This window comes from Halodesulfovibrio aestuarii DSM 17919 = ATCC 29578 (assembly GCF_000384815.1).
Classification (GTDB): domain Bacteria; phylum Desulfobacterota; class Desulfovibrionia; order Desulfovibrionales; family Desulfovibrionaceae; genus Halodesulfovibrio; species Halodesulfovibrio aestuarii.
Map to the genome: position 1 here is coordinate 699,265 of NZ_ARQF01000020.1, position 25,845 is coordinate 725,109.

Here is a 25,845-nt window from a genome sequence, read left to right on the forward strand (position 1 = left end):
CAATGAATGGGTACTACTCTAATATCGTGGACAAAATTACGAATTGATATTCCATAGGGGGTTCTTGTGAATAAAAGCGAATTAGTTAAAGTCATGGCTGAGGAGCACAACCTGTCTAAAGATGAAGCAGTAATGCTTGTTAACGTTTTTTTTGACAGTATCCGTGAAGCTCTTGTAGAAGAAGGTAGAGTTGAAATTCGAGGATTCGGCTCTTTTAAAGTTAAAGAATACAAGGGATACAAAGGCCGTAACCCTAAGACTGGTGAAAGCGTAACTGTATCTCCTAAAAAACTACCTGTCTTCCGGGCAGGAAAAGAACTCAAAGAAATGGTTAACAAGTAGAGTAGATTCTTCCTGTAGACCAAAAACTTTGCAATATGAGACACACGCTCCGGCTTCATTGCCCCGTACAGTACGGGCACGATGGTGCGGTTACCAGCAAGGAAGCCGGACAGCCTCTCAAATTCGTATTAGCGTTCGCCTTCCTGTGGAATTCGCAAGTATACGATGCAAAGCAATAAAAAGAGTGGAGCATTGCCCCACTCTTTTTATTTTCCATTTCTACTCAACCCAAAAGCATCCCTAATCAAATAAAACAGGGACGCTCTTTTTCTAAATTTCCATCACCTAGGTCTCTCCCGCATCCTCTTCACCGTCACCACGTAAATCCAGCGTAAAATGATACGTATCGTCATTAAAATCTTTTGAAACAACGAACCCCAGTGAACGGGCAAGCTCTACCATGTTCTTGTTGTCACCAAGAGCCTCGCCGGTAATCTGTTTTGTGTTGCGGGAACGTAGATAGTCCACAAGGTGCGACATCAACATCCGTCCCAGTCCCTTGCGTTTCCAGTCACTTCGTACAGCCACGGCAAATTCGGAGGTTTCGTTATCCGGCGAAATCATCGCGCGAGCAGAGGCAACAGTGAGCGGCTCTTCCCCGTCTTCAGGAATAGTCTGCGCAATGAATGCCATTTCCCTGTCATAGTCAATCTGCGTCAGCTTAACCATTTCTGAACGCGGAAGTTCTCCGACATTGCCAAAGAAACGGAACCTTCTGTCCTGCGGGCTGAGATGCTCTACAAAATCCCAGTGAGCATGTTCATCCTCCGGTCTGATGGGACGCAGACGTACCGTCAACCCATTGCCTACATCGACAATTTCTTCCAGTTCAGCAGGGTACGGGCAGATTGCAAGCTGGTCAGCTCCACCAACCTCTGTCCACGCGACCCGGATGGCAGCATCAAGCGCAAAAGCACCGCTGGCATCGGCCTGCACGGGATTAATCTCTAACTCAAAAATTTCCGGAATATCAATAAGCAGCTGCGAAATGGACACCAGCAGTTCGTACACAGCCTGTGTGTCAACACCTGCAACAGTGTCATTCCCCACAAGCTGCTTACTCACATGTGTTGAGGCCACAAGTTCTTTGGCAAGACTCATATTAAGCGGCAGCAATTCCGTCTGCGTATCCTGTATAAGATGTGCAAGGGATCCCCCCTGCCCGAAACGGATAACAGGCCCGAATTGAGGATCAGTTTCAATTGCCACAGCAAGCTCTACGCCACGCATCCGCCGGGTCATTCGTTGGACAGCAAAACCGTTAATGCGCGCAGCAGGCTGATACTGCGCAACATTCATTACTATAGATTCAGCAGCTGCGGTTGCTTCAATTTTGTTATTAATATCCAGCATCACACCGCCAACCTGCGACTTACGATAAATATCCGGCGAAATAACTTTAATAGCCAGAGGATAACCGACTTCATCCGCAATTGCCGCAACATCTTCGATGGAATCAGCAGTTCGTGTAGTAATACAGTTAATACCATACGCACCCAGTAACGCTTCTGATTCCTGCACTGTAAGCATCTGACGTTTATCTTCCAGCGCCTGCAACACAATGGCACGGCTTTTTAATACATCTATTTTGCTTTCCGGACGCGACTCAGGTGCTTCTGCCAGTTTGATCTGGTTACGTCTGTACTGCACCAGGTACAAGAAAGTACGCACGGCACTGTCCGGTGTGAAATAGGAAGGCACTTTTGCTTTAAAAAATATGTTACGAGCGATATCCCCGTCGCCAGCACCAAGCCAGCTTGTAAGAATAACTTTTTTACTGCGCTTACACGTTTTCACAACCCGTTCTGCAATGGCGGCACTATCCACCCCGACAGTAGGGATGTGCAACACGAGAATACCATCCACCGAGCTGTCGCGCAGCAACGGCTTAATGGCGTTGGCATACATATCAGCATCGGCCTTTGCATCAATTACTAAAGGGTTCCAATATGACCAGCCATTCCCAAGAGTGTCATCCAGATGCTGGCAGGCTTCGTCTGTTAATTCTGCAAGTTCTCCGCCTCCTTGCAACAACAAATCAGTTGCAATAAATGCAGGTGCCCCACCATTTGCTACAATTGCCAACCGGTTCCCTTTTAACGGCTTTGCCCATGCCAGCGCCTGAATTGTGTCAAATACTGAATCAATAGAATCCATTCGAAGCATCCCGGCACGTTTAAACGCAGCCTCGTACACTTCATCCGCGCCCAGAATCATACCAGTATGCGCCGCCACAGCCTGCTCAGCGGCGTGAGATTTTCCTGCCTTAACTACAATAACGGGTTTTAAGCGTGAAAGCGCTCGCGCGGCAGACATAAATTCGCGGGCATTGGTAACAGACTCAAGATAAAGCAATACAGCACGGGTATTCATATCCATGTGCAAATAGTCCAGCACTTCGCTGAAACCTACATCAAGCATGTCCCCGAGAGAAATTACGTGAGAAAAACCAAGAGATTTAGACACAGCCCAATCAAGCACTGAGGTAAACAGGGAATCAGACTGGGTAATAAAGGCAACTTTCCCCATGGAAAAAGGAGATGAGACAAGACTGGCATTAATGCCGAGGGATGGGTTTATAAAACCAAGTCCATTAGGCCCCAGCAATCGCACAGAAAATTTATGAGCCAGTTCAATAAGCCGCTTACGCTTGCGTGTGGCCTCTTTTGTATCAAACCGTGAAAAGCCGGGAGCAAAAAGTATCGCATTCTGTGTTCCGCGTTTGCCAAGTTCTTCTATGTAAAAAGGAACTTCATCTGCATCAACACAAACAATGGCAAGATCCGGCGTAATGGGGAGGGTATCAATAGCTGTATAAACAGGCTGCCCGAAAATTGTATCCGGCGAATCCGGCTGTGTCACAACTGGCAATACAGGCCCAAGAAAGGTGCCGCCAAGCAAGTTTCGCATACATTCACAGGCGGGAGTTCCAGACTCTTCAGAAGCACCAATTATTACCACAGAGGTCGGTCGAAACATCTGTTTTAGCGTCGATTGACTCACATAGGCTCCTACGATTGGTTCCAGTTGGGATTATGCAACAGCAAGTATGAAATACTGTAGTGGAAACTCAAACTAAGTTCAAACAGTTGTATTACTTTTACTCCTGCTGGCGACACGAACCCTTGACACCCTACCGGCCTCTACCGCTCACCATGTCTTTTTTAACCGCTTACCGTTTGCCATGCTATTCACCAAGCGATTCTTGCCGTTCACCGAAAAAGAATATTCTTTTGGTTGCCAGTAGCTGCATAGTGCAGTTGTTCATTAACAAACCGAATCTGCTCTCACAGGGAGCATACGAATTGTTTCCACCTTTCCCTTATGGTTTGTTTACGGTTGTGGCGTCCACTATTCCTTGCAGCACCAGTGGGCTCCACAGCCGGAACATGCAAATTTTCAGGTCAGCAAACATCACAGTGCCGTCGGGCAGACTGTGCCGACATTGCCACCATTTATTTTGAGGAGAACGCCATGAGCCAACATAACATCATTTCCATGCAAGATGAGCAACGCCTGTTCACTCCATTCCCGTCTAAAACCGCAGGTACTCATATCCGGTCTCTGGAAGAATACAAGCGGCAATACACGCGTTCTATGGAAGACAATGAAGGCTTCTGGGCTGAACGTGCTAATGAATTACTTGACTGGTTTTCCCCGTTCACCACAGTGCTGGAAGCAGACATGGATACACCGGACATCCGTTGGTTTACCGGCGGAACGCTGAATGTAGCCCACAACTGTCTTGACCGGCATCTCGAGCTTGGTCGTAAAGACAAGACAGCTCTTATCTGGCAAGGAGAGCCGGAAGGTGATGTTATTACTTACACTTACGAACAATTATACGAAGAAGTATGTAAGTTTGCAAACGTATTGAAAAAATACGGCGTAGGTAAAGGCGACCGTGTAGCTTTGTACATGCCTATGATTCCGGAATTAACTATTGCCATGCTTGCCTGTGTTCGTATCGGCGCAGTACATTCCATTGTTTTTGCGGGCTTTTCTGCTCTCAGTTTACAAAGCCGCGTAGTGGATTGCGAAGCAAAGATACTTGTTACCGCAGATGCTGTTTTGCGCTCCGGTCGCGTAATTCCCCTTAAATCAAATGCAGACGATGCGCTCACAGCCTGCCCGAGTGTTGAACACGTTGTTGTAGTAGACCGTGCAGGTACTGCTGAACAAGGCAACCTTGAATGGAAAGAAGAACGTGACATCTGGTGGCATCAGGCTATGCAACAGTCTGACATCAAAGCATTCTGTGAATGTGAGCCTATGGAATCCGAAGATCCGTTGTTTATTCTTTACACAAGTGGATCAACAGGAAAACCAAAAGGTGTTGTTCACACTACAGGTGGATACCTGACCTATGCAGCACACACCTCACAGTGGGTTTTTGATATTCAGGAATCTGACGTATACTGGTGTACCGCTGACATCGGCTGGATTACCGGTCATTCTTACATTGTGTACGGCCCGCTTGCTCTCGGTGCGACTACAGTCATGTTTGAAGGTGTTCCAAGCTTCCCTAGTCCTGACCGCTTCTGGAATATTGTAGAAAAATTCGGTGTTACCATTTTCTATACTGCGCCGACAGTTATCCGTGCACTTATGCGTGAAGGTCTGGAATGGACCCAGCGACACGACCTGTCTTCATTGCGGGTTCTTGGGACCGTTGGCGAACCAATCAACCCTGAAGCCTGGATATGGTATTACGAAAATATCGGTAAAAACAAGACACCTATCGTTGATACATGGTGGCAGACAGAAACCGGTGGTATTATGATTGCGGCTCTTCCTTTTGCAACTCCGCTTAAACCGGGATCTGCAACACTGCCACTTCCTGGTATTGATGCACGTATTGTACGTCCGGACGGAAGCGATGCAGAACCAAATGAAGGTGGGCATCTTATTATCCGTAAGCCTTGGCCGGGCATGCTTCGAGGCGTATTCGGAGACCCTGAACGCTACAAAAGTACATACTTTGAAAGATTTCCTGGAATGTATGAATCCGGCGATGGTGCCCGCGTAGATAATGACGGATACTTCTGGATCATGGGACGCCTTGATGACGTTATCAACGTATCCGGACACCGTATGGGTACCGCTGAAATTGAATCTGCACTGGTTGCTCATCCTACAGTTGCAGAAGCAGCAGTAGTAGGAATGCCGCATCCTATCAAAGGCGAAAGCATTTATGCCTACGTCACCTTAAAAGCAGATGAAGAAGAGACTGAAGAATTGCGTGCTCAGCTTCGCACATGGGTACGAAAAGAAATTGGACCGATTGCTACACCGGAAGTATTGCAGTTTGCGGAAGAACTGCCGAAAACCCGGAGCGGTAAAATTATGCGGAGAATCCTGCGGAAAATTGCTTCAGGAAGTACAGGTGACTTTGGTGACACGTCCACGTTGGCCGACCCAAGTGTCATCACCGAGCTCGTAGAAGGACGCACTGAACTGACTGGAAATTAATTTCTAGAATTCTGCCGCTCTTCCCGAGACAAAGGTACGCAATCTGTATGTCCAGTGTATGCAGCTAATCCGTACATATTAAAAGTGACTAATTGTGTACCTTTGCTCAAGGGATGCATGAAAATATTCATGACGTCCCCCCCCTATACAAAAAAAGCACTGAACAGATGGTAACATTGTTCAGTGCTTTTTTTGATACCACGTCTGTCACAGACGAGCTATTGGCAGACATGGTATCATTTTAGAGACACACCGGCGGGCGTAACGCGCGGTGATGCTCTTTTTCACCAGCGAAGAGCGATGAAATTTTTTCTTATATTATATGTCACTCACGCTACGGTAATAGAAAAAAGCCAAGTATCGAGACGGATACTCAGCTTTTTTCTATAGCACTCTTAAACGACTATTCAGCCGAAGAATCTTCTCGCAGTAAATTGCGTTCACTGTGGCAGGTCATGCCGTCCATCAGTTTTCCCCCGCATTCAAAAAAATCATAAGATTTTTTCTGCGAAATAGAGCGGTCATAACCTGCTCTAATTTAATGGTATAACTTTTTGAGTACTATACCCCCCCATGCCCCGATGAAGATAGTAACCTTCACGCGGCTATCCCCCGATCTGCCCTCTGAAGCGCAGACCATACTTGCTAACTCTTCCATGAACCTTACTATTCCCCAGCGTGGTCCAAACAATCTTTTCCCCAAGATTGTCAGAAGAGTCAGCACCTTCAGGCGTAGTACAGTATGTATAGAATACTGCTGACCAAAATTTTGTTCTGTCGTCTATTGTTGCATTGTGACGAACAGATTTAATTTTATTATAGCAAGCATAGTGCCAACTTTTTCATTTCTTTTAGTCATGTTATTTCAATATGTTACTGGTGGGAAAAAACATGACAATATAAAAAAAATGTCTCGTGAGACGTCTCACGAGACATATTGAGACGTCTCAAATATTACTTTCTGTCTAACTTATCCCAGACCAAGTTCCTTTAATTTCCGATACAAGGTTGCTCTCCCCATACCGAGCAATTTAGCTGCCGCTGTTTTATTACCATTGGCAGAAGCTATTGCCGCCTGCACTTCTTCAGCGGTAACAGTATGGCATGGCACACGAACCTGCTGCATTGAAGCCGGCATATAGGCATTAGGGCTGATAAGCGGCTGAGGAGAATAGTGCAAACCGTACCCACCACCATAACCACCGTATGGCGGATGACGCACAACATCTGAGCTGGAAAGAGGATCTGTCCCCAGAATTTGAACAGGAAGATGGTCCGGCGTGATACGCCCAGTACGGGCGAGAATCGAAGCATGCTCAATAGTATGTTTTAATTCTCTTATATTACCCGGCCAAGGATGATTCATAAAAATCTGCATAGCCTGTTCAGATACACCTGAAATTGAAACGCCCAAGGTATCATTAAACATATCAATAAAAAACTGTACCAGCAGAGCCATATCATCCAGACGTTCACGCAACGGCGGAAGATGCACATTCATAACATTCAACCTATAAAACAGGTCTGAACGGAATACGCCTTGAGCCACACGCTGCTGTAAGTCTGCATTGGTAGCTGCCACAATTCGCACGTTCGCTTTACGGGTAACAGTATCACCCACGCGTTCAAATTCATGTGATTCAAGGAACCTGAGCAGTAAAACTTGAATACGCAACGATACGTCACCAATCTCGTCTAGGAAAATTGTACCGCCTTCAGCAGCTTCAAAACGCCCAACCTTGTCCTTTGTCGCGCCGGTAAAAGCTCCACGGACATGCCCGAACAACTCACTTTCCAGCAAATTCTCAGATAAAGCCGAGCAGTTAACTCGGACAAGCGGCCCGTTTGCGCGAGAACCATTGTGATGCAATGCTTCTGCCACAAGCTCTTTACCTGTACCGGACTCACCAGTCACAAGAACTGTGGTATCCAGATCGACAAGGTTTTCAAGCATTGAATACAGGTTAAGCATACTTTTACTTGTACCGATAATGTTCTTGAAGGAACGTCGCTCCTGCAACTGTTCTTCCAAAGAAACAAGACGGGTAATATCGCGCAACATAAGCATAGCGCCACGCTGTCCATCGGCACCGGATGCAAACGGCGAGCAGTTAATCATAAAGATATGCCGCGCATCAGAGTCCAGCAACAGCTCTACTCGTTCTTCCACTATGCGCTCTCCGTAAGAAAGCACATCGTGGAAAAATTCATCACAACGCAGTGCAAGGTCAGGCATAACCTGCGGAAGCAATTTGCCCACAACATCATCCTGTACAACTCCGAACAATTCTTCGCCTGCACGGTTAATACTCTGTACAGTGAGTTCCGGATCAACAGAAATAATCACATCCTGCATGGATGAGAACAAAAGTTCCAGATGCTGTTTATACGTTTCTTTCTCTTGAAGGGTACGCCTGAGCTGCCTGTTAGAAGCGCTCAGCTCTTCCGTACGACTGGTTACTTTTTCTTCCAGTGCACTATTGCTTTCAGAAAGCTGCTTGTAGAGAAAAAAGTTTTCGATGGCGATACTTGCCGCAACAAGTGTCATTGAAAGGAGATAGTAAGAAACATCTTCTGCAGGTTTATCACCCTGCAAAACACCAAAAAACATCCCTACAGGCCCGGACGAAGTCTGCAAAGGATGCAGCAGGACTTCTCCTACCCCCTCGGAAGTGACTGTCGTAGGATGATTTCGACGCAATGCCCATGAAAACATGTGGTCTTCCATGAGCTGGCGGCAGGCGTCTGTAATACTGGCTTCTTGTGCTTCAGATGAACACCATGACAAGACAAAGTCATGTGAGTCTTCATCCACCAACAAAAATGCCATCGTTTGGAATGGATGGATTGCCTCTACATTGGCAGCAATTTCTGAAAGCATGCTTGAAACATCGGTAACTTCACTTAGCCGATATCCAAAATGCCCCATCCCTGTTGCTGCCTCCAGAATTTTTAACAACGCCTTCCGGCTATTTGGTGTATTGTTTTTATCTGGAGAAACAAGTGCTTCATGCTCTACCATCTCACCCAACTTTTCTTATAAGTACGACTTTATCAGCCGAAAAGAACGCATTCTCCGGCTCTATTCCCACGGCAGCTCGCAAACTGTGCATATACAGCCCGCCACCTTTCCCAACTTGGAGTACACCAGCTGCATCAAGGCTGCAACACTTGCCGGACTACATACCGTCGGTCAAAATCTCGTGAGTATCCGCAAGCTGCCTATCATATTGCGAAAGAATAGGTACAAGTGCAGAAGGAGAAATCTTTGTCTCGTCTACTGTAGCTTGAAAAAAGTCCGGCAAATGATACGTACAGAAATCTTTGCTACGCAATCCTGTCGCCATAATTGTTGCCAAATGAACAATGCTGGAGTCAATCGGCAATGGCGACGACAACGGAGTATAGCAATGGCGAACAATATTTGTAAGAGTTTCCGGAATATTCCATGACTCAAGAAGAGTAGCACCAACCTCTGCATGATTAAATCCGAACACAGCGCGCTCTGCTACAGGCAGAGAAACACCTTTCTTTCGGCTCAAAAGCACGGCCTTACACATGGACGCCGGATCATAACTTATCATAAGCAGCATTCCGACAGGCTGCAACAGCCCGCCCACAAACAAACGCTCTTCCATCAAGTCAGTACATTGCGCACCAAGCAAGCGAGACAGAATACCACAGGAAATTGCGTACTCCCAAAAGTCCTTAACATTAAAAACCGTTTCAGGAACTCCCAGAAAACTATGTACGACACTCAAGCCCAGTGTAAGCGTCGTCAACTCGTTTGAACCAAGAATTGTCAACGCACGCTCAATACTTTCAATGCGGGATGGAAATCCATAAAAAGGGCTGTTAACCAATTTTAAAATACGGGCGGCAAGTCCGGTATCCTTTGAAACAATGCCGGCAAGCCTACGCGATGTCGTAAACGGAAATTCCAGTTCACGAACAATTTCATAATAAATGTCTGGAAAAGAAATAAGCTCCAACTGCTTTTCCACAACGTTCTGAGGCGTAACCATTCCCGGACGCAGTGAACTTTTGGCAGCTTGGTCATACAAATCACGCATTGTTTCTGCTGACATCACAGAAAAACTTTGATTACGGATAGCCTTGGCTGTGCGTTTCACACACTGCAGCTTAAACTGCCGCATAAAGCTTGAGCCAACCTCCTGCCCACGGAATGCTTGTGTAACATACCGTTTAGCAAGCCGTTGGGCTTCATCCGTTACAGGACCATTTTCCAACTGAGTTTGACGAGAAATTTCACGAGCTCCCCCTATTATATCGGCCTCTACCACTCCCCATGCTTTAAGAATTGTAATCTTTTGTTCATCCAGCTCAACACCGGCAGGAAACAGACGTTTCCCTTTCATCCCCCGAACTTCGTCTTGAAGCACCATACCGGATTGAAGCAGGTCAATACTAAGTTTTCCCACAAACAACTCCTGCTATAAATAATCACAATGCAACTTAACTAATCTATCTAAAATATGATATAATTCATAGTCCTCATTACCCTAAAAAAATCTATACACTGGTAATAAAATCATACATAGGTATAGATAAGAGCATGTTGTAATTTGCATGCGACAATTCAACCATCACAATTAGATAATCACACACAATGGTGTACCAATGTCAGAAAACAACGATGCTAAACACATTATTATCCTAGGCGGTGGTTTTGCCGGACTTTGGGCAGCAAAAGAGCTCAGCAAACATGATGAATATAAAGTAACAGTCATAGACCGTAACAACTATCATCTATTCCAACCGTTACTTTATCAGGTTGCGTCTGCCGGTCTTGAGCCGGAGCAAATTACGTACCCGCTTCGTGGAACCTTCCGCAAAATGCTGAATGTCGAATTCCGCATGGCTGAGGTTACCGGACTTGATTTAAACAAGAGGGTTCTTCTCAGTGATGTCGGATCAATCCCTTATGACGGCCTTATTATCGCTCTGGGAAGTGTTACCAGCTACTTTGGTGTCCCCGGTGCGGATGAATTTGCCTTCTCACTGAAAAGTGCAGAAGAGGCCATCGACATACGAAACCACATTTTATCCTGCTTTGAATACGCACAGCATGAAACCGACCCTGCAATACGCGAACAACTTCTTACATTCGTAATTGTAGGTGGCGGCCCTACAGGAACCGAGTATGCAGGAGCCCTTTCCGAGCTTGCCAACACGTCCCTGCGCAGAGACTTCAGAGGTCTGGAAAAAGATACTGTAAAAATTATGCTTATCGAAGGGGAAGACGGTCCTCTTAATGGCTACCCGGAAAAGTTACGCGGTTATGCCAAAAAGCGGTTAAAAAAACTTGGTGTTCACGGCTACTATAATCAGCACGTAGTCCAAGTGGAAGCAGACAAAGTTACTTTGAAGTCCGGCGAGGTCATTCCCACCCGCACGGTTCTTTGGACAGCGGGTGTCCGCGGCAATAAGGTTGCCGAAAAAATGGGGGTGCCTCTTGGCCGTGCCTACCGTATCATAACAAATCCAAACCTACAGCTGACTGATCATCCGGAAGTATTTGTTGCCGGAGATATGGCATTGCCTATGGATGGTGACAGGATATTGGTCGCCCCCACAATTGCACCAAATGCAATTCAGCAGGGCATACTGGTCGCTAAAAATCTCATAAACCATTTTGCAGGCAAAGAGCTTACTTCATTTTCCTACCACGACAAAGGTTCTCTTGCCACCATCGGCCGTTCGAGCGCCGTCGTACATCTTGGAAAATTGAATATCACGGGGTTCTTCGCGTGGATAACGTGGCTGATAATACACATACTGTACCTTATTGGGTTCCGTAACCGAGTTATAGTACTCATAAACTGGGCAGCAGAATATATATGCTTTGAACGTGGCGTGCGCTTAATTTTGCCCAAGGCAAAAGATACTATTCCCCATGGGAAGGCTGATGAATACGAAGCCTCAAGCACTGAAGGTTCAGCACTGAATAACCGTTCTGTAAAAGAAAAATAAATATAGCCGGCTCAGGTTGATAAGTATCAAAAGTACAGGCAGTATACAGCCATACTGATGGTTCTTTGATAGACACCATGGCAATACTGCCTAATTGTGCCGGTAGAAGACACTGGTCGCCTACAAAGTCCATTTTAGGCAGATTGAGACAGCACATTGCAAAGGGAAACGCACTAGATAACGGATTCACAGGATGCGTAGCCCATGTACTAGTTTGTCATCAACCCGAGAGGATGTGCTTATGATTTTAAATGCTAATCAACTAAGGGCACTGCGCCAACGCAATGATGAAGAGTTGCACAAAGAACAGCCTAACAACGGCTACCCTGCCCATACAATTCGTGATTTGCTCCATACCGTTGAAGCAATCAAGAAAGAAAAGAAAAAATGGAAGCGGCTTGCGCAGGAACGCGGCAGTGTGATTGAAATTATGAAAAAAGCACTGGAAGAAGAAGTTTAGAATAAAATCAGCAAAGTATAAAAAAAGGAAAGGGTACCCTTTCCTTTTTTATTTCTTCGGATCTTTTGTTCCGGAATATGTACAGGCATTGCGGATCATCCTGTAATGCCCTTCTTTATCCACACCTATAGGACGTCCACACAGGCAAAATACTTTGCCATCGCGCTCATCTATCTCAAAAATTTTTTTTATTCGATCTTTATGGCACCGGACAACTTCACCTTTACCTATCTTAAAATACTTCCAGAGCTTTCTGCGGCAAGCAGCACACTTAAAAGTCAGCATCACTATCCTCCCGAAGTGCAAACGCACGTTATTCCAACCGCGCAACTCACAAGTCATACAGAATTGCAAGGTAGTCACAATTTTCGCAAATTAAAAATCAGGCGCTCTGTCAAATTCCAATATTTCATTGGAAACAGGATGCGCAATTTTTAAATAGCGAGAATGCAGCATAAGACGTTCACCAGGATTACGTGTACCATACAGGTTATCTCCGACAATAGGGCACCCCAACCCGAATTTATGGGAAGAATGCACGCGAAGTTGATGCGTACGTCCAGTAATCAGATCAAATGCGATACGAGTTTTTCCATCCGTATAATCCAGCTTTTGCCACAAGGTAATGCAACGTTTTCCCTGAAGCGGATCATAAATACGAATGGGGCTATTAAACCAGTCCAGACGCAACGGCAGATCAATTGTACCGCTCTCCCCGCGCACTTCGCCGTCAAGAATAGCCTCGTACTTTTTCCCAACCCGGCGTTCGCGGAACTCTGTAGACAAATTCCGCTTGGCATCCATTGTCAGCCCCAGAATAAGAATACCAGACGTGGACATATCAAGACGATGTGCCTCAGGATGCTCAATGCACTCAGGAAACATTTCCCGCACACGGCTTACAACACAGTCTGCCTTCTCCGGCCCTTTCCCGGGTACAGAAAGTAATCCTGCGGGTTTGTACACCACTACACAGTGCTCATCCGCGTACAGAACGTCTATTGAAAGATGCGATGCATCATATTTATCGAACATATATCAACCCAAAAGTTATTGTAAGCCGCAAAGCATGAAGCCGAGAATCGGTTGGCATTTTTCTTCGCACGCTTCATAAAACATACCGTGCTGCCGCGTTTGCGATTTATTTTCAGCCCCGTAAAAAAATTCTGCAATCCCCAGCGGAGTCAACTGGTTCTGCTGTGCATAATGAATCAGTTTAGGAGCACAACAATCTGCTGTGCCAGTTCGCATCCCCTGCTTGCTGTGGAACACCTCTTTAAGGGGCTTTTTCTCACCCTTAAAATTCCCCAGAATATACAATGCGTACAATTCATTCATCAAAGAGCGAGATCGAGCTTTGCGCTCCTGCTTAAGCTGTTGTAACAACGCTTTTTCGGAAGGAGCCAGAATATTGATCCGGTCAGTGTACTCATTAACAATTTTATTTCCAGCAGAGTTCACCGCATTGTATCGGACTAAATCCATTACAGGCGGTGCCCAGCCGGGGATTTCGTATACTCTGTCATACTGGCCGGAAAAGGCGCGAACGATACCGACAGTGCCGTCCTGCTTCCTGCACACCATAATGCCGAGCATCTGTCCAAGCGCTTTGCCCCATAAATAGTCCGTGCTGTAACGTGAATTTCCTGCAAGAGCATCCAACCGGGCCTGAAGCTCCTGCTGTTCTGCAACCCCGTCAGGAATCGCAAGAAGCATGTCACCCTTGGCTTCCAACTCCTGACGCAATTTATGTGCATAGAATTTTGCCGCACCATACGGTAACGAATGCGTAACACCACATACGGGACAATACCCGAATGCAGCTGCTTCTTCAGAAAATTCATCTGTACACGTATCCAGAGGAATAAACACGAACGTCTCCTAGCGGTCAATATGGCAAAATTCATCGTTCTGCACCGCAAGGTATATAGGCACTGAAAGCAAGAACAGCAAGGAAAGATAGGCCGGAGAATATAAGAACAGGCACGGCAAAATAGCTGCAACCCTGTAAACGCAGAAAAACGAGGTGAATTCACCTCGTTTTTTCTGTCGCAAACCTACCGGATAAAATCAGTATATCTAACAAAAGACTCTACAGGTCGATGAGAACTTGCGGTGGCGCAGTGCCATGCAGCAATAATCGTTAACAGAGCATATCGATTTACCTAAAACAACTCCGGCGGTTACACGATATTGCTATCGTTTGCGTTGCAAAAAAGTACAGAGGATGGGCACGGCCAAGGAATGCAACGTTAGAAGTTCTAACTTTGCAGTGCTCTTTTCAAGCCCGACAGCAGCTTCCTCCCTGCACAATCTGTTTCTAGTGGTTACCGCAGCCGTCAGAGCTTCCGCCACCACAAGTAAATTCCTGAGAGAAGCGCGGCAGGGAGCCAGCGATGAATGCACTTACTGCATCCTGAACACTTACAGCACCATTGCCATGCAGAACTTCAATGCCAACCTGATGGAAGCCCATCAGAGGACGCATACCCATACCGCCGGAAATGATTGCCTGCACTTTGTGCTCTGCAAGGTAGTTTACAGGAGCCATGCAGCCACCCTGTTCATGCGGGATGTTCGGGATAACTTCAACATTAGCAATATTGCCGTCTTCTACAGAAACAAGGGTGTACATCTGGCAATGACCAAAATGTGCGTCTACGCCTGCTTCTAATCCACCTGGAACTGCAGACGGAACTGCTACGAGAGTTGAGGACATATTTTTCTCCTTCTAATATGTCAAAATTGGATGCTGAAAGGGGTACTTACAGCTGTGAGAGTACATTGTTCCATATACCGGCAAAATCAGAGTACATAGCTGAATCAAATTCCGTGACAGTCTTGCGCTCCACCATAGCTGCTGTAACAGCATCAGAATGCGGTATTCGACCCGCAACGAGGTATCCCTTCTGTTTACAGAATGATTCAATTTTTTCTGTCATGCCGATATTTAAATCGTATTTATTTATAACCACACATCCTTTAACACGGAAGTGGTCACATAATGCAGCGACGCGCTCTAAATCGTGCAACCCTGAGGGGGTCGGCTCCGTTACAAACACGGCAAGATCTGTTCCGGAAAGAGAACTGATAACTGGACAGCCAATACCCGGTGCACCATCTGCAAGCAGAATCTCATAGCCAAGTTCTTTGGCAGTCTTACGAGCTTCGTCTTTAAGTAGCGCCACCAGCCTGCCGGAGTTTTCTTCTCCGGGGTACAACTGCGCATGAACCAGATGCCCAAACCGAGTTTTTGATCTGTACCATTCACCGCATTTCTTTAAATTAAAATCAATAGCATCGCTTGGACATAAAGCTACACAGACCTTACAGCCTTCACACTTCATCGGGTCAACAGTATAGGTTTCACCTTCTAATTTGATTGCGTCAAAACGGCAAGGCTCTAAACAGACACCACAATGCACACAATCATCCTGTCTTATCTGCGCTTCATAACCGGACCAGAATTCATGACTCTCATATTGCTCCGGTTGGCTGATAAGGTGAAAATCCGGCGCATCCACATCCAGATCGCAAAAGATTGCATTTTCTGAAAGATGGGCAAACGCACCGGTAACTGTTGTTTTACCGGCTCCGCCCTTACCGCTGATTATGAGAATTTCATGCATGGACGGACTCCTGAATAGAACAAATCAGCTCTTCAAACACAGGCTTCAACTCAGGGACTGCATCTGTAATGACTGCTCCCACAGAATAAGCTTCTGCGATGCCTCTATCAAACGGAATCTCCGCCCATATAGGAATATTATTTTCTTTGCAGAAGGTATACACCTGATTGTCACCAATGCCAGCTTTATTCACAACAACACCCATAGGTTTGTTAAATACCGCAAAGGCATCATAAGCAATTTTAAAATCATAAAATCCAAACGGGGTCGGCTCCGTTACCAGCACCACACAGTCTGCATCTGCGACTGCACAAACTGCAGGGCAGCTTGCACCGGGAGGAGAATCTATAATTATATCGCGAGAATCATTTTCATACATTGAAAAGACCTTGCGCTTAACCAGCTTCATTAGTGGAGGACACATAGCCTCACCGATGCGAAGCCTACCCATATGGAACGCAATATCACCGGAAGTGCCATAGCACAGCTCGCCCAATTCACGTGAACTCTCTGTTAATGCACCGGTTGGACACACAGCAATACAACCGCCACAACCATGACACATATCAGGAAAGGTTAATAACGTATCCCCAATTAATGCAATTGCCTTAAACTGGCACAACTCAGCACAGGCTCCACAAGAGGTGCACATCCCCTCGTCTGCTTGAGGGACTTCGATATATCCTTTCTCTGTTCCGGTGATTTCAGGATGTAAAAATAAATGAAGATTAGGTTCTTCAACATCCAGATCTACCGCAGCAACAGGGGGGGACCAGTTTGCTGCTAACGCAGCAGTAACTGTTGTTTTACCGGTACCACCTTTACCGCTGGCCACTGCAATAATCACTAGATACGACCTCCGCCTCTACGACCGCCACCTTGACCGCCACCTTGACCGCCACCTTGACCGCCACAGCGTCCGCCGCCTTGTCCACCTTGTCCACGGCCTGCACCCTGACCACGACCAGCGCCCATTCCGGCACCCTGTCCCGCGCCCTGAGGCTGCTGAGAAGTCTGAGCAGCACCGCCACCCATTCCACTTTTGCCCTGAGAATTAGGTGAAGAAGCAATTGTGATATTGCCTTTATTAAATTCTTCTACTGCCTGACGTACTGTCATATTTTCAACGTCCTGCCCAACTTGGACATGCGCTGCTTCCAGTGCTGTAAAAGCCTTAGGACCAACATAGCCGGTAAGCACAACCGTTGCGCCGCTACCTGCTACATTTTGAGCAGCCTGAATGCCAGCGCCTTGAGACATTGTCTGTGAAAGACCGTTATCCAAGTAAGAAAACTCAAGGCTCTGAGAATCTACAATCAAAAAACCAGGTGCTCGTCCGAAACGAGGGTTTACGGTATCATCAAGTGTTGGGCCATTGGTGCTGATTGCTAATTTAACTGATTCCATATGTTACTCCTTGGTGATGTCCATGCATCAGAAAACGGTTTTTAACGCCACGAACATACTAAATGTTGTCGGGGTCACCTATCTTTTGCTTACCACCAGAACAACAAGGCTGTCCTGCTTCGTTCTTAGCCTGTAGGTCTGCTTCAAATTTATAGTCTCCACCTTCAACCCGGATCGCACATCCTTCAGAAAGAGCAGTAGCAATTGTTTTTCGCGCTCCTGCTAAAATGCGTCCAAGCGTTGGGCGAGAAACACCCATTTGTGTGGCAGCTTCTTCTTGTAAAAAACCCTCAGCATCAATCAACTGCAGTGCTTCAAACTCATCCACAGATAACTCTACTGTTGTTAAGTCCATCATTGGAATTCCCTGCGGTTTATAAAACACCACATGAGGCATCTTCCTGACAACACGGGTTATTTTTCGTCTGCCCACAAATTCTCCTGTTCGGTTAGTAAGTACTCACAATTTATGCATCCACTGTTTAAAGTCAATACAAAAAATGAGCGTAGGTTCAAAAAAAAGTATAACCATCTAATTATTATGAACATACGCTCAAAACTTTTTTATGCTTTTTAAGCAGAAGAATAAAACGATATCCTAGTAACTCTCTGAAGGGACATTTCCTCTTTATGGACAAAAATTTTCAAATCCGTTCAAGGTGGAATCCTTATTGTCCCAACACTCCTGCAGCAAAGTCATATTCAATGAAAAACCAGGCGGCACAAGCATTGGCTCAGACTTAGCAAAATAAAAGCCTTCATACAAAGAACTGTATGAAGGCTTTTATTTTCTAATAGTTAACGGGATGCATCCTTAAAACCAAAGAATAGGCATAAAAAAAAGTCCTCATACAATGTATGAGGACTAAATTTACATGGCGGAGCCGACGAGACTCGAACTCGCGGCCTCCGGCGTGACAGGCCGGCGTTATAACCGACTTAACTACGGCTCCGCAAAATGGTGGGCGGTACAAGGCTCGAACTTGTGACCCTCGGCTTGTAAGGCCGATGCTCTCCCAACTGAGCTAACCGCCCGATGCAGAAGTATCTATATGTACCGTCTTTCGAAGTCAACAGAAAATCGAATTTCAATACATTTTTTCTCAGAACTACAGTAGGTACTAGAAACAGCTTAGCCTGAACATTATAAGGTGGCGCAGTTCAATGTACCACCCCGGCGCTCGAAAAATATGAGAAAACGGCAGCAACATACAATCACTGCCGTCTATGCTTTCACATATATCTATTCTAAAGAACTCACTGTTAAACAAATCAAGCCTGAAAGCTTACTTCTCAGCGATCACTTCAATCTCAAACATAGACCCCATTGGAAGACGGGATACTTCCATCCCACTGCGTGCAGGGAACGGCTCATTAAAGAACTCTGTGTATACTTTTGCAAGGTCTGCAAAATACTCTAATTTAGTTGCATAAACAGAAACTTTAACAACTTTATCCAATGAAGTGCCTGCGGCCTCCAGAACATGTTTAACATTAGTAAGCGCCTGACGCGCCTGAGCTTCTGCACCTTCAGCCAATTGGCCTGTTGCAGGATCAATTGCAAGCTGTCCTGCTGTAAAAATAAGACCTGCGGCCTTCACTGCGTGAGAGTACGGACCAGCCGCTGCAGGTGCTTTTTCACTCATAATTACGGTTGCCATTGTGTCTTTCTCCAAAAATAAAAATATAATGAAAAATACAACAGACAATTCTTATACGAAACGCGCAAAGTTGTTTTGCCTGACAGTATTCCTATGACAAAGTGTTCAGCATTACTCTATTCTATAACATAATATGGAAGAAACATTACTTCAACGGATTTTCCTTGAAAACAACACGTAACCCGCTAGTTATCAGAAGTAGAAACAACACAAAGGTTGACCCAACTTGCGATCCGTCTTGTTTTCAGGGATTGTTACAATGAGAAATTGAACAAAAAAAAAGGACTGGAAAAAATCCAGTCCAAAAAATGGTGGGCGGTACAAGGCTCGAACTTGTGACCCTCGGCTTGTAAGGCCGATGCTCTCCCAACTGAGCTAACCGCCCGAAATTTTCAGATATAAAGCAAGACTAAAGTCCGCTTCACAAAAAAGTGGCGGAGCCGACGAGACTCGAACTCGCGGCCTCCGGCGTGACAGGCCGGCGTTATAACCGACTTAACTACGGCTCCGCATTGGCATTGAATGGTGGGCGGTACAAGGCTCGAACTTGTGACCCTCGGCTTGTAAGGCCGATGCTCTCCCAACTGAGCTAACCGCCCGTTCAACGAGGACACTTTTTAGGGAAAACCCGCTCTGGTGTCAACCAAAAAGCTTCAAAAAAGTTTTTTTCTATCTTCCTATCTTATACAAGCCCCAAAGATGCAGGTCTCCCTGCAAGTTGATCAGGAGTGTAGCCGAGTTTTAACCAAATCAATTTAACGAGTATCAGTTCCCACTAAAAATCAGGCTCAGAATGAAACTTCATCACTTCTTTTGTCTTGGGATGGACAAAACGCAAATACGCAGCATGCAATTTCATCTGCCCCGGAAGCGAGCCATTTCCGTACAATCGGTCTCCCACAATAGGAAAGCCCAACCCATAACGCGCATGCAGCCGTAATTGATGGGTCCTGCCTGTATGCAAAATAAACTCGACTCGTGTATTCGCACCTTCCACACCAAGGTTACGCCACTCTGTTAATGCTGGTTTGCCATTTTCTGGATCTATAACACTATACGGTCGGTTATTTAAATCCATCCGTAGAGGCAAAGAGATAGTGCCACCTTCCTCAATAATTCGCCCTTCTATAAGAGCAATGTACCGTTTACTCACTTCTCTGCTTTGAAATTGTTCGGACAACTCACGCTTTGCACGCTTTGTTAACGCCAGCACAAGCAACCCCGAGGTGTCCATATCCAGTCGATGTACAGTAGGAATCTTGGTGCACTCCGGATACCGCTCTCGAATGCGAGTTTCCACGGAGTCTTGATTGTCTTCCCCTTTTCCCGGAACAGAAAGTAACCCACTGGGTTTATTCACTACCACAAGCTTAGTGTCTTCGTAGAGAAAGGTAAGGGAAAACATAAGTGCTCCAAAAATAACTTTATAAACGCTTCTGCTGCGAAGAAAAGCAAACAGGTACGCAGGGTATACGTATTGCGTAGTGAATTTTTACAACTCGAACGGTGTCAGACTCTCAAAACCGTTCTCGGTGACTACGAGAGTCTGCTCAAACTGGGCAGAAAGGGAACCATCTCTTGTAACGGCAGTCCAGCCATCATCAAGCAAACGGACGTCCTTTTTGCCGAGGTTAACCATCGGCTCAATAGTAAAAGTCATACCCGGCACAAGAGGGACGTTGCCCCATCGAGAGCGAAAATGAGGAATTTCAGGAGATTCGTGAAAGTCTAACCCAACACCGTGCCCCATGTACTCACGGACAACAGAGCAATTCTGTCCTTCGGCATAGGTCTGAATAGCACCAGATATGTCATTGACAATTTTGCCAGGCTTGACCTGTTCGAGTCCGAGACGCAGACACTCACGAGCCACGTCAACGACTTTGCGAGCATCCGCAGATGGCGTCCCAACAAAGAATGTCTGGTTGCAATCAGCATAATAGCCGTTAAGGATTGAGGTGATATCTACGTTGACGATATCGCCATCCTTAAGGACATCATTTCCAGGGATTCCGTGGCAGATAACTTCGTTTGGCGAGACACAAACACTTTTTGGGAACCCATGATAGTTCAACGGGGCAGGGCGTGCGCCATTCTTAATAGTAAATTCATGCACCGCCCTGTTAATATCTTCAGTCTGTACACCGGGACGAATCAGATCCCTGACGACCTCGAAAGTTTGCATAACCAGCTTGCCGCAACGACGGATACCTTCAACCTGTTCCGGCGTCTTGAGCCGGACCTTGTAGCGATTAAGCATGGTTTCAGGCAAAGTCAGACTCTCTGCTTTTTCTGTACCCATGCAGCATTTCTTATATTTTTTTCCACTGCCACACGGGCAGGAGTCGTTACGTCCTATTTTAGTATTCATCAGTGGTCTCCTGAAGATTTTGTGACAAATTGTACCTGAGAAATGATGGTTACAAAAAAAGCGACAATTGAAAAGCACTGGCAGAAATTAAGGAAACAGGCTCAAGATGCACACAACACATTGAAAGCTATGTAGTGGCAGGTGATAAACCATTAAGAATGGTACAACGCCCGAAGAAGTGAGCAATGCAGGGAGCGGCTAAACAGGACGGCAAGTCAAACGGCTCATGCCGGATTAATCAATAACAATAACGAACGACAAAAAAAGGGTTACACATTTGTGTAACCCTTTTGACTCCAATGGCGGAGCCGACGAGACTCGAACTCGCGGCCTCCGGCGTGACAGGCCGGCGTTATAACCGACTTAACTACGGCTCCGCATAAATGGTGGGCGGTACAAGGCTCGAACTTGTGACCCTCGGCTTGTAAGGCCGATGCTCTCCCAACTGAGCTAACCGCCCATATTCAGAAAACACTTACTAGTGAATCCGGCTCAACGAGTCAACTTTTTTCAATACAATTGTATTTGCTAAAAGCTGTTCCCCTCAAGCGAAAGAGCTTTTACGTAATTTCAAAATTGCCTGCAAGTCTTTTTTTCATTTTCTCCTTTCTTTATGCATCACTCCCCAGAATCCCTGCGAATTCTCTAGCTTTACGCCAAATCTAACGGTTCTTCATTGTACGTTCACGCAACAGCACAAATCTAGTCCTGTTTAATTTTTTTTACCTACAGAAAGCCCCGCAACTTCAGGCTTAAGGCATTAGAGACCTATTATAATTACTTAATATAATGAGAAAAAACTTGTGCACACTTCTTCTTTTACGCTACAACAGCTTCAGACCTGTGTTGGGATTATTGACCACAATCTCAAAAGATTATTGACCACAATCTTTTAGCAGTCTTAAAGAAAGAAGGATTTTTACACATGAAACGCATTATTATCCTGATGCTTGCTTGTGCTATGGTATTTAGCGCCGTAGCTTCAAGTTCAGCTACCGAATTTAAAGTTTCCGGTACACTCGACATGGCCTTCGAGTTTTTGGACAATCCTGATCCAATAAGTGCTGACAATGGTGACTACTTCCAAGCTCTCCAGCGTCTGCGTACCAAAATTGACATCATTGCTAACGAATCTCTGAAAGGTGTTTACTACCTTGAAGTCGGCAGCATTTACTGGGGCCAAGGCGGCGGAAGCAGCGCTGGACCACTCACTGGACGTACAGGCCCGGGCAGCGGCGGCGCACTTGGTACCGACGGCGTTAACGTTGAAACTAAACGCATGTACATCGACTACCAGATGCCTAACACTGCTCTTTCTATCCGCATGGGTCTCCAAGGCCTCGCACTTCCATCTCTTGCTAACAACAACCCTGTTCTCGACGATGACGTAGCAGCTGTAGTTGCTAACTACGCTTTCACAGATCAGTATAACGTTGTAGCAGCTTGGGCTCGTGCTGCTGATACTAGAAACTTAGGTAACACAAGCAACGACAAATACGATGTATTTGCTCTTATCGCAGGTTTAAACTTCGAACCTGTAACTATCGTTCCTTACGCTGCCTATGCAACTATAGGCCGCAATGCTGACATCCATTCCACAGACGGAACTAACCTTCTTGGCACAAAAGATCGCGACGTTTGGTATGTTGGTCTTTCCGCTAAGTCTAACTACTGGGAAAATCTGAACCTTGCTATGGACTTCATGTGGGGCAGATCTGACGACGCCGGTATTTCCGCTGCTAACGCAGCTGCAAACCCAGAAGTAGCTTCTATCAGAGAACAGAGCGGTTTCTATGTACTCCTCCATGGTGATTACAAAATGGAATCCTTCACTCCTACTCTTGACCTCTGGTACTCTTCCGGTGATGAAGACGGCCTGAACAGTGACGGCAACTTACTGCCTGAAATCTCTGCTGGCGGCCTCGCTCTTACCAACCTTGGTACTGACGGCGGCTTCTACGACACCACAGATAACGCATTCACAACTTCCGGTATCGGCACCATGGGTGTTGTTCTCGGCATCACTGAAGTTTCCTTTATTGAAAACGTAACTCATGACTTTAAAGTTGCATGGATGCAGGGCACCTCTGATTACTCCAGCACTGGTGCAGTTGATCAGTTCCCAACTGACGAAGACCGTGCTTGGGAATTCAACATCGATACTAACTGGCAGATGTACGAAAACCTCGCAGCTATCTTAGAACTTGGTTACTTAAACCCAGACTATGAGTCTGTTTCAGACGAAGAAGCTGTTTGGAAAGCCGCTCTCGGCTTCCAGTACTCTTACTAGTTAATAGCTAGTGGTCAGCGCATAGCCACGCGCAAACAACACAGTTCGAGCCGGAGGATTTTAATCCTCCGGCTTTTTAATGTAAAAAAAATCAGCACATCACTTTTTGTAATATGCTGATATATCATCTCATAATGTTCACGCCAGTGTTCTGCGGCATATATGCAATCACACTTCAGTAAACATCAATCCATTTGAAAAACAGGCAGGTTCCAGCCTAATGCATTCTCAGGAGTCAACCCTTGCGACTTCCAAAAGGCTTTATGAGCCCCTTTGTAGCCCCAAAGTTCTCCTTGGTAGCGTTTGGGAAAAAACAATCTTGAAAAAGGCTTATTTAACATTTGCATCTTTTCAACAATCAAACATCTCAGAGCTTCGCTACGAACCATATTTCCCATTGCGGGATGGAACGGCCCTGCAACAAGGCTATCGGTTAATCCATCCTCCTGAGCCACTCCTATTCGAATGACACGAATACCATGCCGCCAGAGATCAAGCAGGCCCACACCAAGAGCTCCCACAGTCTCGTCTAAAGCCCATGGTGCATACTCTCCTCGAGCGAACCAGCGAGCCAAAACGGTATCCTCAAAAACCAGACACGGATAGAGACGAACAACTGCCGGAGCGATGGAACACGTTTTTCGAATATCATCTTGAAATATCTTGCTATCCATTCCGGGAAGTCCCGGAAGCAATTGAACGCCCAGATCAAGTGAACACTTTATAACAGTATTGCAAGCACTTACAATCACATCTTCAGTATATCCACGCTTGCTATTAGCTAACACTGTGTTATTATAGCTTTGAACGCCCAGTTCGACAGTCCTCAGCCCTAGATCCTTCAGGAGCAATAGTTGCTCCCGGTCTACCGCATCTGGACGGGTAGAGCAGCGCACGCCTGAAACTTTTCCAGACTCTTTGAAATGTGCGGCAAGCGAAACAAGCCGCTTCTGCCATTCGAAGGGGAGTGCGGTAAACGTTCCACCATAAAATGCGACCTCAAATGCGGCATCATCTTCTGCATTCTCGAGAATTTGTTGCAAAAAATTGTAAATATTTTTCAATTGCGCTTCAGCTGTCCCAGTTTGAATCGTCTGAGAACAATATACACATCGGGTTCTGCATCCGGCAAAAGGCATAAAAATTGGCAGGATTCTAGTCTTGCTTCTCGCAGGTTCTGGGTGAGAGAAAATCATTTCTGACATAACCGCCTTTATGTATTAATCTTTTTTTTACATTTTCCGTGTAAAAAATATATACCACCTCAAAACGAGCAAAAGACCCGTAGATTCAGGCACAGCGGCCCTTTAAACAAGTGCCGAACAACACATCAACAGTGTAAACACATAAAATTACGTAAAAAAACTTGATTGCTCGTACACATTGAGTATATACACAGCGCGACACGTGACTGGAAAAGATAAAATCATCCAGCCTATTACCTGAACAATGTAACAAAAAATCATTACAGCCCTATGAGTACTCACGATTGTATTTTTTGCAAGATCGTTAATGGCGAAATTCCGTGTGTAGAAATCTACTCAGACGACAAAGTACTGGCTTTTCTAGACATTGGTCCGGTAAATAGAGGCCACACGCTTATTATTCCTAAACAGCACTATGCGAATATCTTTGATATTCCTGCTGAAATTGCCCCTGCCATCATCAGCACACAACAGACTGTTGGCAAAGCTATACTTGCCACTACAGGGGCAACAGGGTTGAATATATTCATGAACAACCATCCAGATGCCGGTCAGCTTGTTTTCCATGCTCACTGGCACCTGATTCCCCGCTTCAGTGATGATGGGCTGAAGCATTGGCCACAGGCAGCATACGACTCTATTGAAGAGGCACAGCATTTAGCCACCAGCATTCGGCAGCACATATAAGAGCCGTTACCCCACGAAAATGGGAGGATAACATGGAAGGGAAAACCCTTACAAAAGCTGACATTGTAGATTCTATCTACGAAAAGACTGACAGGAACCGCGCAGAAGTTAAAAACCTCGTAGAATCCCTGTTGGATATCATGAAGAGTGCAATCAAAAAAGATCACGCACTTCTCATCAGCGGATTCGGTAAACTTGAAGCTTACGACAAAAAAGCTCGTAAGGGCCGCAACCCGCAGACAGACGAAACTATTACCCTGCCTCCGCGTAAGGTTGTAGTATTCCGCCTGTCCCGCAAATTCCGCGCTGAACTGAACGGTTAGTTCT

22 protein-coding genes and 7 tRNA genes are annotated in these 25,845 nt (G+C 45.9%); 7 read left to right on the forward strand and 22 right to left on the reverse strand.

Features of this window, described 5'->3' with window-relative positions; genetic code table 11:
- The first annotated feature begins 66 nt into the window (after positions 1-66).
- Positions 67-342: an HU family DNA-binding protein gene (locus tag F461_RS0109105; protein WP_020000849.1), complete on the forward strand. Its 276-nt coding sequence runs from the start codon at positions 67-69 to the stop codon at positions 340-342.
- Positions 343-627: 285 nt separating this feature from the next.
- On the opposite strand, the gene F461_RS0109110 is transcribed toward F461_RS0109105, so the two are convergent.
- Positions 628-3,345, reverse strand: a complete 2,718-nt coding sequence (locus F461_RS0109110) for a bifunctional acetate--CoA ligase family protein/GNAT family N-acetyltransferase (protein WP_020000850.1) — start codon at positions 3,343-3,345, stop codon at positions 628-630.
- Positions 3,346-3,816: 471 nt separating this feature from the next.
- On the opposite strand from F461_RS0109110, the gene acs reads away from it, so the two are divergent.
- Positions 3,817-5,814, forward strand: coding sequence for an acetate--CoA ligase (gene acs / locus F461_RS0109115; protein WP_020000851.1), 1,998 nt, complete (start codon positions 3,817-3,819; stop codon positions 5,812-5,814).
- A gap of 970 nt (positions 5,815-6,784) precedes the next feature.
- On the opposite strand, the gene F461_RS17575 is transcribed toward acs, so the two are convergent.
- Positions 6,785-8,836 carry a sigma-54 interaction domain-containing protein gene (locus F461_RS17575; protein WP_020000852.1) on the reverse strand — a complete coding sequence of 684 codons (2,052 nt, stop codon included), beginning with the start codon at positions 8,834-8,836 and terminating at the stop codon, positions 6,785-6,787.
- A 157-nt stretch (positions 8,837-8,993) separates the two neighbouring features.
- The gene (locus F461_RS0109125; RefSeq protein WP_020000853.1) at positions 8,994-10,256 is read right to left on the reverse strand and encodes an HDOD domain-containing protein; all 1,263 of its coding nucleotides are present in this window, start codon (positions 10,254-10,256) and stop codon (positions 8,994-8,996) included.
- 199 nt (positions 10,257-10,455) lie between these two features.
- Here F461_RS0109125 and F461_RS0109130 point away from each other — a divergent pair, with 199 nt between their 5' ends.
- Complete coding sequence (locus tag F461_RS0109130) at positions 10,456-11,808, forward strand: NAD(P)/FAD-dependent oxidoreductase (RefSeq protein ID WP_020000854.1); 1,353 nt, start codon at positions 10,456-10,458, stop codon at positions 11,806-11,808.
- A gap of 241 nt (positions 11,809-12,049) precedes the next feature.
- The gene (locus F461_RS0109135; protein WP_020000855.1) at positions 12,050-12,268 is read left to right on the forward strand and encodes a hypothetical protein; all 219 of its coding nucleotides are present in this window, start codon (positions 12,050-12,052) and stop codon (positions 12,266-12,268) included.
- A 48-nt stretch (positions 12,269-12,316) separates the two neighbouring features.
- On the opposite strand, the gene F461_RS0109140 is transcribed toward F461_RS0109135, so the two are convergent.
- The 18 genes from F461_RS0109140 to F461_RS0109225 form a co-directional block, all read right to left on the reverse strand.
- Positions 12,317-12,553 carry a hypothetical protein gene (locus tag F461_RS0109140; protein ID WP_020000856.1) on the reverse strand — a complete coding sequence of 79 codons (237 nt, stop codon included), beginning with the start codon at positions 12,551-12,553 and terminating at the stop codon, positions 12,317-12,319.
- A gap of 90 nt (positions 12,554-12,643) precedes the next feature.
- Positions 12,644-13,303 carry an RluA family pseudouridine synthase gene (locus F461_RS0109145; protein WP_020000857.1) on the reverse strand — a complete coding sequence of 220 codons (660 nt, stop codon included), beginning with the start codon at positions 13,301-13,303 and terminating at the stop codon, positions 12,644-12,646.
- Positions 13,304-13,318: 15 nt separating this feature from the next.
- Entirely contained in the window at positions 13,319-14,140 is an 822-nt protein-coding gene (locus tag F461_RS0109150; protein ID WP_020000858.1) for a hypothetical protein, read from the reverse strand.
- Positions 14,141-14,588: 448 nt separating this feature from the next.
- Complete coding sequence (locus tag F461_RS0109155) at positions 14,589-14,987, reverse strand: NifB/NifX family molybdenum-iron cluster-binding protein (RefSeq protein ID WP_020000859.1); 399 nt, start codon at positions 14,985-14,987, stop codon at positions 14,589-14,591.
- 46 nt (positions 14,988-15,033) lie between these two features.
- Positions 15,034-15,897 (reverse strand): 4Fe-4S binding protein, encoded by an 864-nt coding sequence (locus tag F461_RS0109160; RefSeq protein ID WP_020000860.1) that lies wholly within the window; start codon positions 15,895-15,897, stop codon positions 15,034-15,036.
- Complete coding sequence (locus tag F461_RS0109165; RefSeq protein WP_020000861.1) at positions 15,890-16,744, reverse strand: nucleotide-binding protein; 855 nt, start codon at positions 16,742-16,744, stop codon at positions 15,890-15,892. The genes F461_RS0109160 and F461_RS0109165 overlap by 8 nt, the downstream gene beginning before the upstream one ends.
- Positions 16,744-17,304 carry a NifB/NifX family molybdenum-iron cluster-binding protein gene (locus tag F461_RS19495; RefSeq protein WP_020000862.1) on the reverse strand — a complete coding sequence of 187 codons (561 nt, stop codon included), beginning with the start codon at positions 17,302-17,304 and terminating at the stop codon, positions 16,744-16,746. Before F461_RS19495 ends, F461_RS0109165 begins: the two co-directional genes overlap by 1 nt.
- A gap of 58 nt (positions 17,305-17,362) precedes the next feature.
- A complete protein-coding gene (locus F461_RS19500) occupies positions 17,363-17,737 on the reverse strand; it encodes a DUF134 domain-containing protein (RefSeq protein ID WP_020000863.1) in 375 nt (124 codons plus the stop codon).
- 443 nt (positions 17,738-18,180) lie between these two features.
- A tRNA-Asp gene (locus F461_RS0109180) sits at positions 18,181-18,257 on the reverse strand.
- Positions 18,258-18,263: 6 nt separating this feature from the next.
- A tRNA-Val gene (locus F461_RS0109185) sits at positions 18,264-18,339 on the reverse strand.
- A gap of 251 nt (positions 18,340-18,590) precedes the next feature.
- On the reverse strand, positions 18,591-18,965 hold the full coding sequence (locus F461_RS0109190) for a Rid family detoxifying hydrolase (RefSeq protein WP_020000864.1): 375 nt from the start codon (positions 18,963-18,965) through the stop codon (positions 18,591-18,593).
- A gap of 309 nt (positions 18,966-19,274) precedes the next feature.
- Positions 19,275-19,350, reverse strand: a tRNA-Val gene (locus tag F461_RS0109195).
- 47 nt (positions 19,351-19,397) lie between these two features.
- Positions 19,398-19,474: transfer RNA gene (locus F461_RS0109200), tRNA-Asp, on the reverse strand.
- 14 nt (positions 19,475-19,488) lie between these two features.
- Positions 19,489-19,564 (reverse strand) — tRNA-Val (locus F461_RS0109205).
- Between the two features lie 176 nt (positions 19,565-19,740).
- Entirely contained in the window at positions 19,741-20,370 is a 630-nt protein-coding gene (locus F461_RS0109210) for an RluA family pseudouridine synthase (RefSeq protein ID WP_020000865.1), read from the reverse strand.
- Positions 20,371-20,457: 87 nt separating this feature from the next.
- Positions 20,458-21,336: a type I methionyl aminopeptidase gene (gene map / locus F461_RS0109215; RefSeq protein WP_020000866.1), complete on the reverse strand. Its 879-nt coding sequence runs from the start codon at positions 21,334-21,336 to the stop codon at positions 20,458-20,460.
- A 300-nt stretch (positions 21,337-21,636) separates the two neighbouring features.
- A tRNA-Asp gene (locus F461_RS0109220) sits at positions 21,637-21,713 on the reverse strand.
- Positions 21,714-21,720: 7 nt separating this feature from the next.
- Positions 21,721-21,796 (reverse strand) — tRNA-Val (locus F461_RS0109225).
- 465 nt (positions 21,797-22,261) lie between these two features.
- Between F461_RS0109225 and F461_RS0109230 the strand changes: the two genes are divergently transcribed.
- Entirely contained in the window at positions 22,262-23,626 is a 1,365-nt protein-coding gene (locus tag F461_RS0109230) for an outer membrane homotrimeric porin (protein WP_020000868.1), read from the forward strand.
- Between the two features lie 185 nt (positions 23,627-23,811).
- Here the strand turns inward: F461_RS0109230 and F461_RS0109235 are convergent, their stop codons facing one another.
- Positions 23,812-24,831: a radical SAM protein gene (locus tag F461_RS0109235; protein WP_020000869.1), complete on the reverse strand. Its 1,020-nt coding sequence runs from the start codon at positions 24,829-24,831 to the stop codon at positions 23,812-23,814.
- 270 nt (positions 24,832-25,101) lie between these two features.
- Between F461_RS0109235 and F461_RS0109240 the strand changes: the two genes are divergently transcribed.
- Positions 25,102-25,518: an HIT family protein gene (locus tag F461_RS0109240; protein ID WP_020000870.1), complete on the forward strand. Its 417-nt coding sequence runs from the start codon at positions 25,102-25,104 to the stop codon at positions 25,516-25,518.
- A 32-nt stretch (positions 25,519-25,550) separates the two neighbouring features.
- On the forward strand, positions 25,551-25,841 hold the full coding sequence (locus F461_RS0109245; RefSeq protein ID WP_020000871.1) for an integration host factor subunit alpha: 291 nt from the start codon (positions 25,551-25,553) through the stop codon (positions 25,839-25,841).
- The last annotated feature ends 4 nt before the right edge of the window (positions 25,842-25,845 follow it).

Excerpts from the sequence above, each read along its gene's own strand:
- acs (WP_020000851.1), top strand. The coding sequence starts at position 3,817 with ATGAGCCAACATAACATCATTTCCATGCAAGATGAGCAACGCCTGTTC.
- F461_RS17575 (WP_020000852.1), bottom strand. The coding sequence starts at position 8,836 with ATGGTAGAGCATGAAGCACTTGTTTCTCCAGATAAAAACAATACACCA.
- F461_RS0109130 (WP_020000854.1), top strand. The coding sequence starts at position 10,456 with ATGTCAGAAAACAACGATGCTAAACACATTATTATCCTAGGCGGTGGT.
- F461_RS0109135 (WP_020000855.1), top strand. The coding sequence starts at position 12,050 with ATGATTTTAAATGCTAATCAACTAAGGGCACTGCGCCAACGCAATGAT.
- F461_RS0109140 (WP_020000856.1), bottom strand. The coding sequence starts at position 12,553 with ATGCTGACTTTTAAGTGTGCTGCTTGCCGCAGAAAGCTCTGGAAGTAT.
- F461_RS0109145 (WP_020000857.1), bottom strand. The coding sequence starts at position 13,303 with ATGTTCGATAAATATGATGCATCGCATCTTTCAATAGACGTTCTGTAC.
- F461_RS0109155 (WP_020000859.1), bottom strand. The coding sequence starts at position 14,987 with ATGTCCTCAACTCTCGTAGCAGTTCCGTCTGCAGTTCCAGGTGGATTA.
- F461_RS0109160 (WP_020000860.1), bottom strand. The coding sequence starts at position 15,897 with ATGCATGAAATTCTCATAATCAGCGGTAAGGGCGGAGCCGGTAAAACA.
- F461_RS19495 (WP_020000862.1), bottom strand. The coding sequence starts at position 17,304 with ATGGAATCAGTTAAATTAGCAATCAGCACCAATGGCCCAACACTTGAT.
- F461_RS0109190 (WP_020000864.1), bottom strand. The coding sequence starts at position 18,965 with ATGGCAACCGTAATTATGAGTGAAAAAGCACCTGCAGCGGCTGGTCCG.
- F461_RS0109210 (WP_020000865.1), bottom strand. The coding sequence starts at position 20,370 with ATGTTTTCCCTTACCTTTCTCTACGAAGACACTAAGCTTGTGGTAGTG.
- map (WP_020000866.1), bottom strand. The coding sequence starts at position 21,336 with ATGAATACTAAAATAGGACGTAACGACTCCTGCCCGTGTGGCAGTGGA.
- F461_RS0109230 (WP_020000868.1), top strand. The coding sequence starts at position 22,262 with ATGAAACGCATTATTATCCTGATGCTTGCTTGTGCTATGGTATTTAGC.
- F461_RS0109235 (WP_020000869.1), bottom strand. The coding sequence starts at position 24,831 with ATGTCAGAAATGATTTTCTCTCACCCAGAACCTGCGAGAAGCAAGACT.
- F461_RS0109240 (WP_020000870.1), top strand. The coding sequence starts at position 25,102 with ATGAGTACTCACGATTGTATTTTTTGCAAGATCGTTAATGGCGAAATT.
- F461_RS0109245 (WP_020000871.1), top strand. The coding sequence starts at position 25,551 with ATGGAAGGGAAAACCCTTACAAAAGCTGACATTGTAGATTCTATCTAC.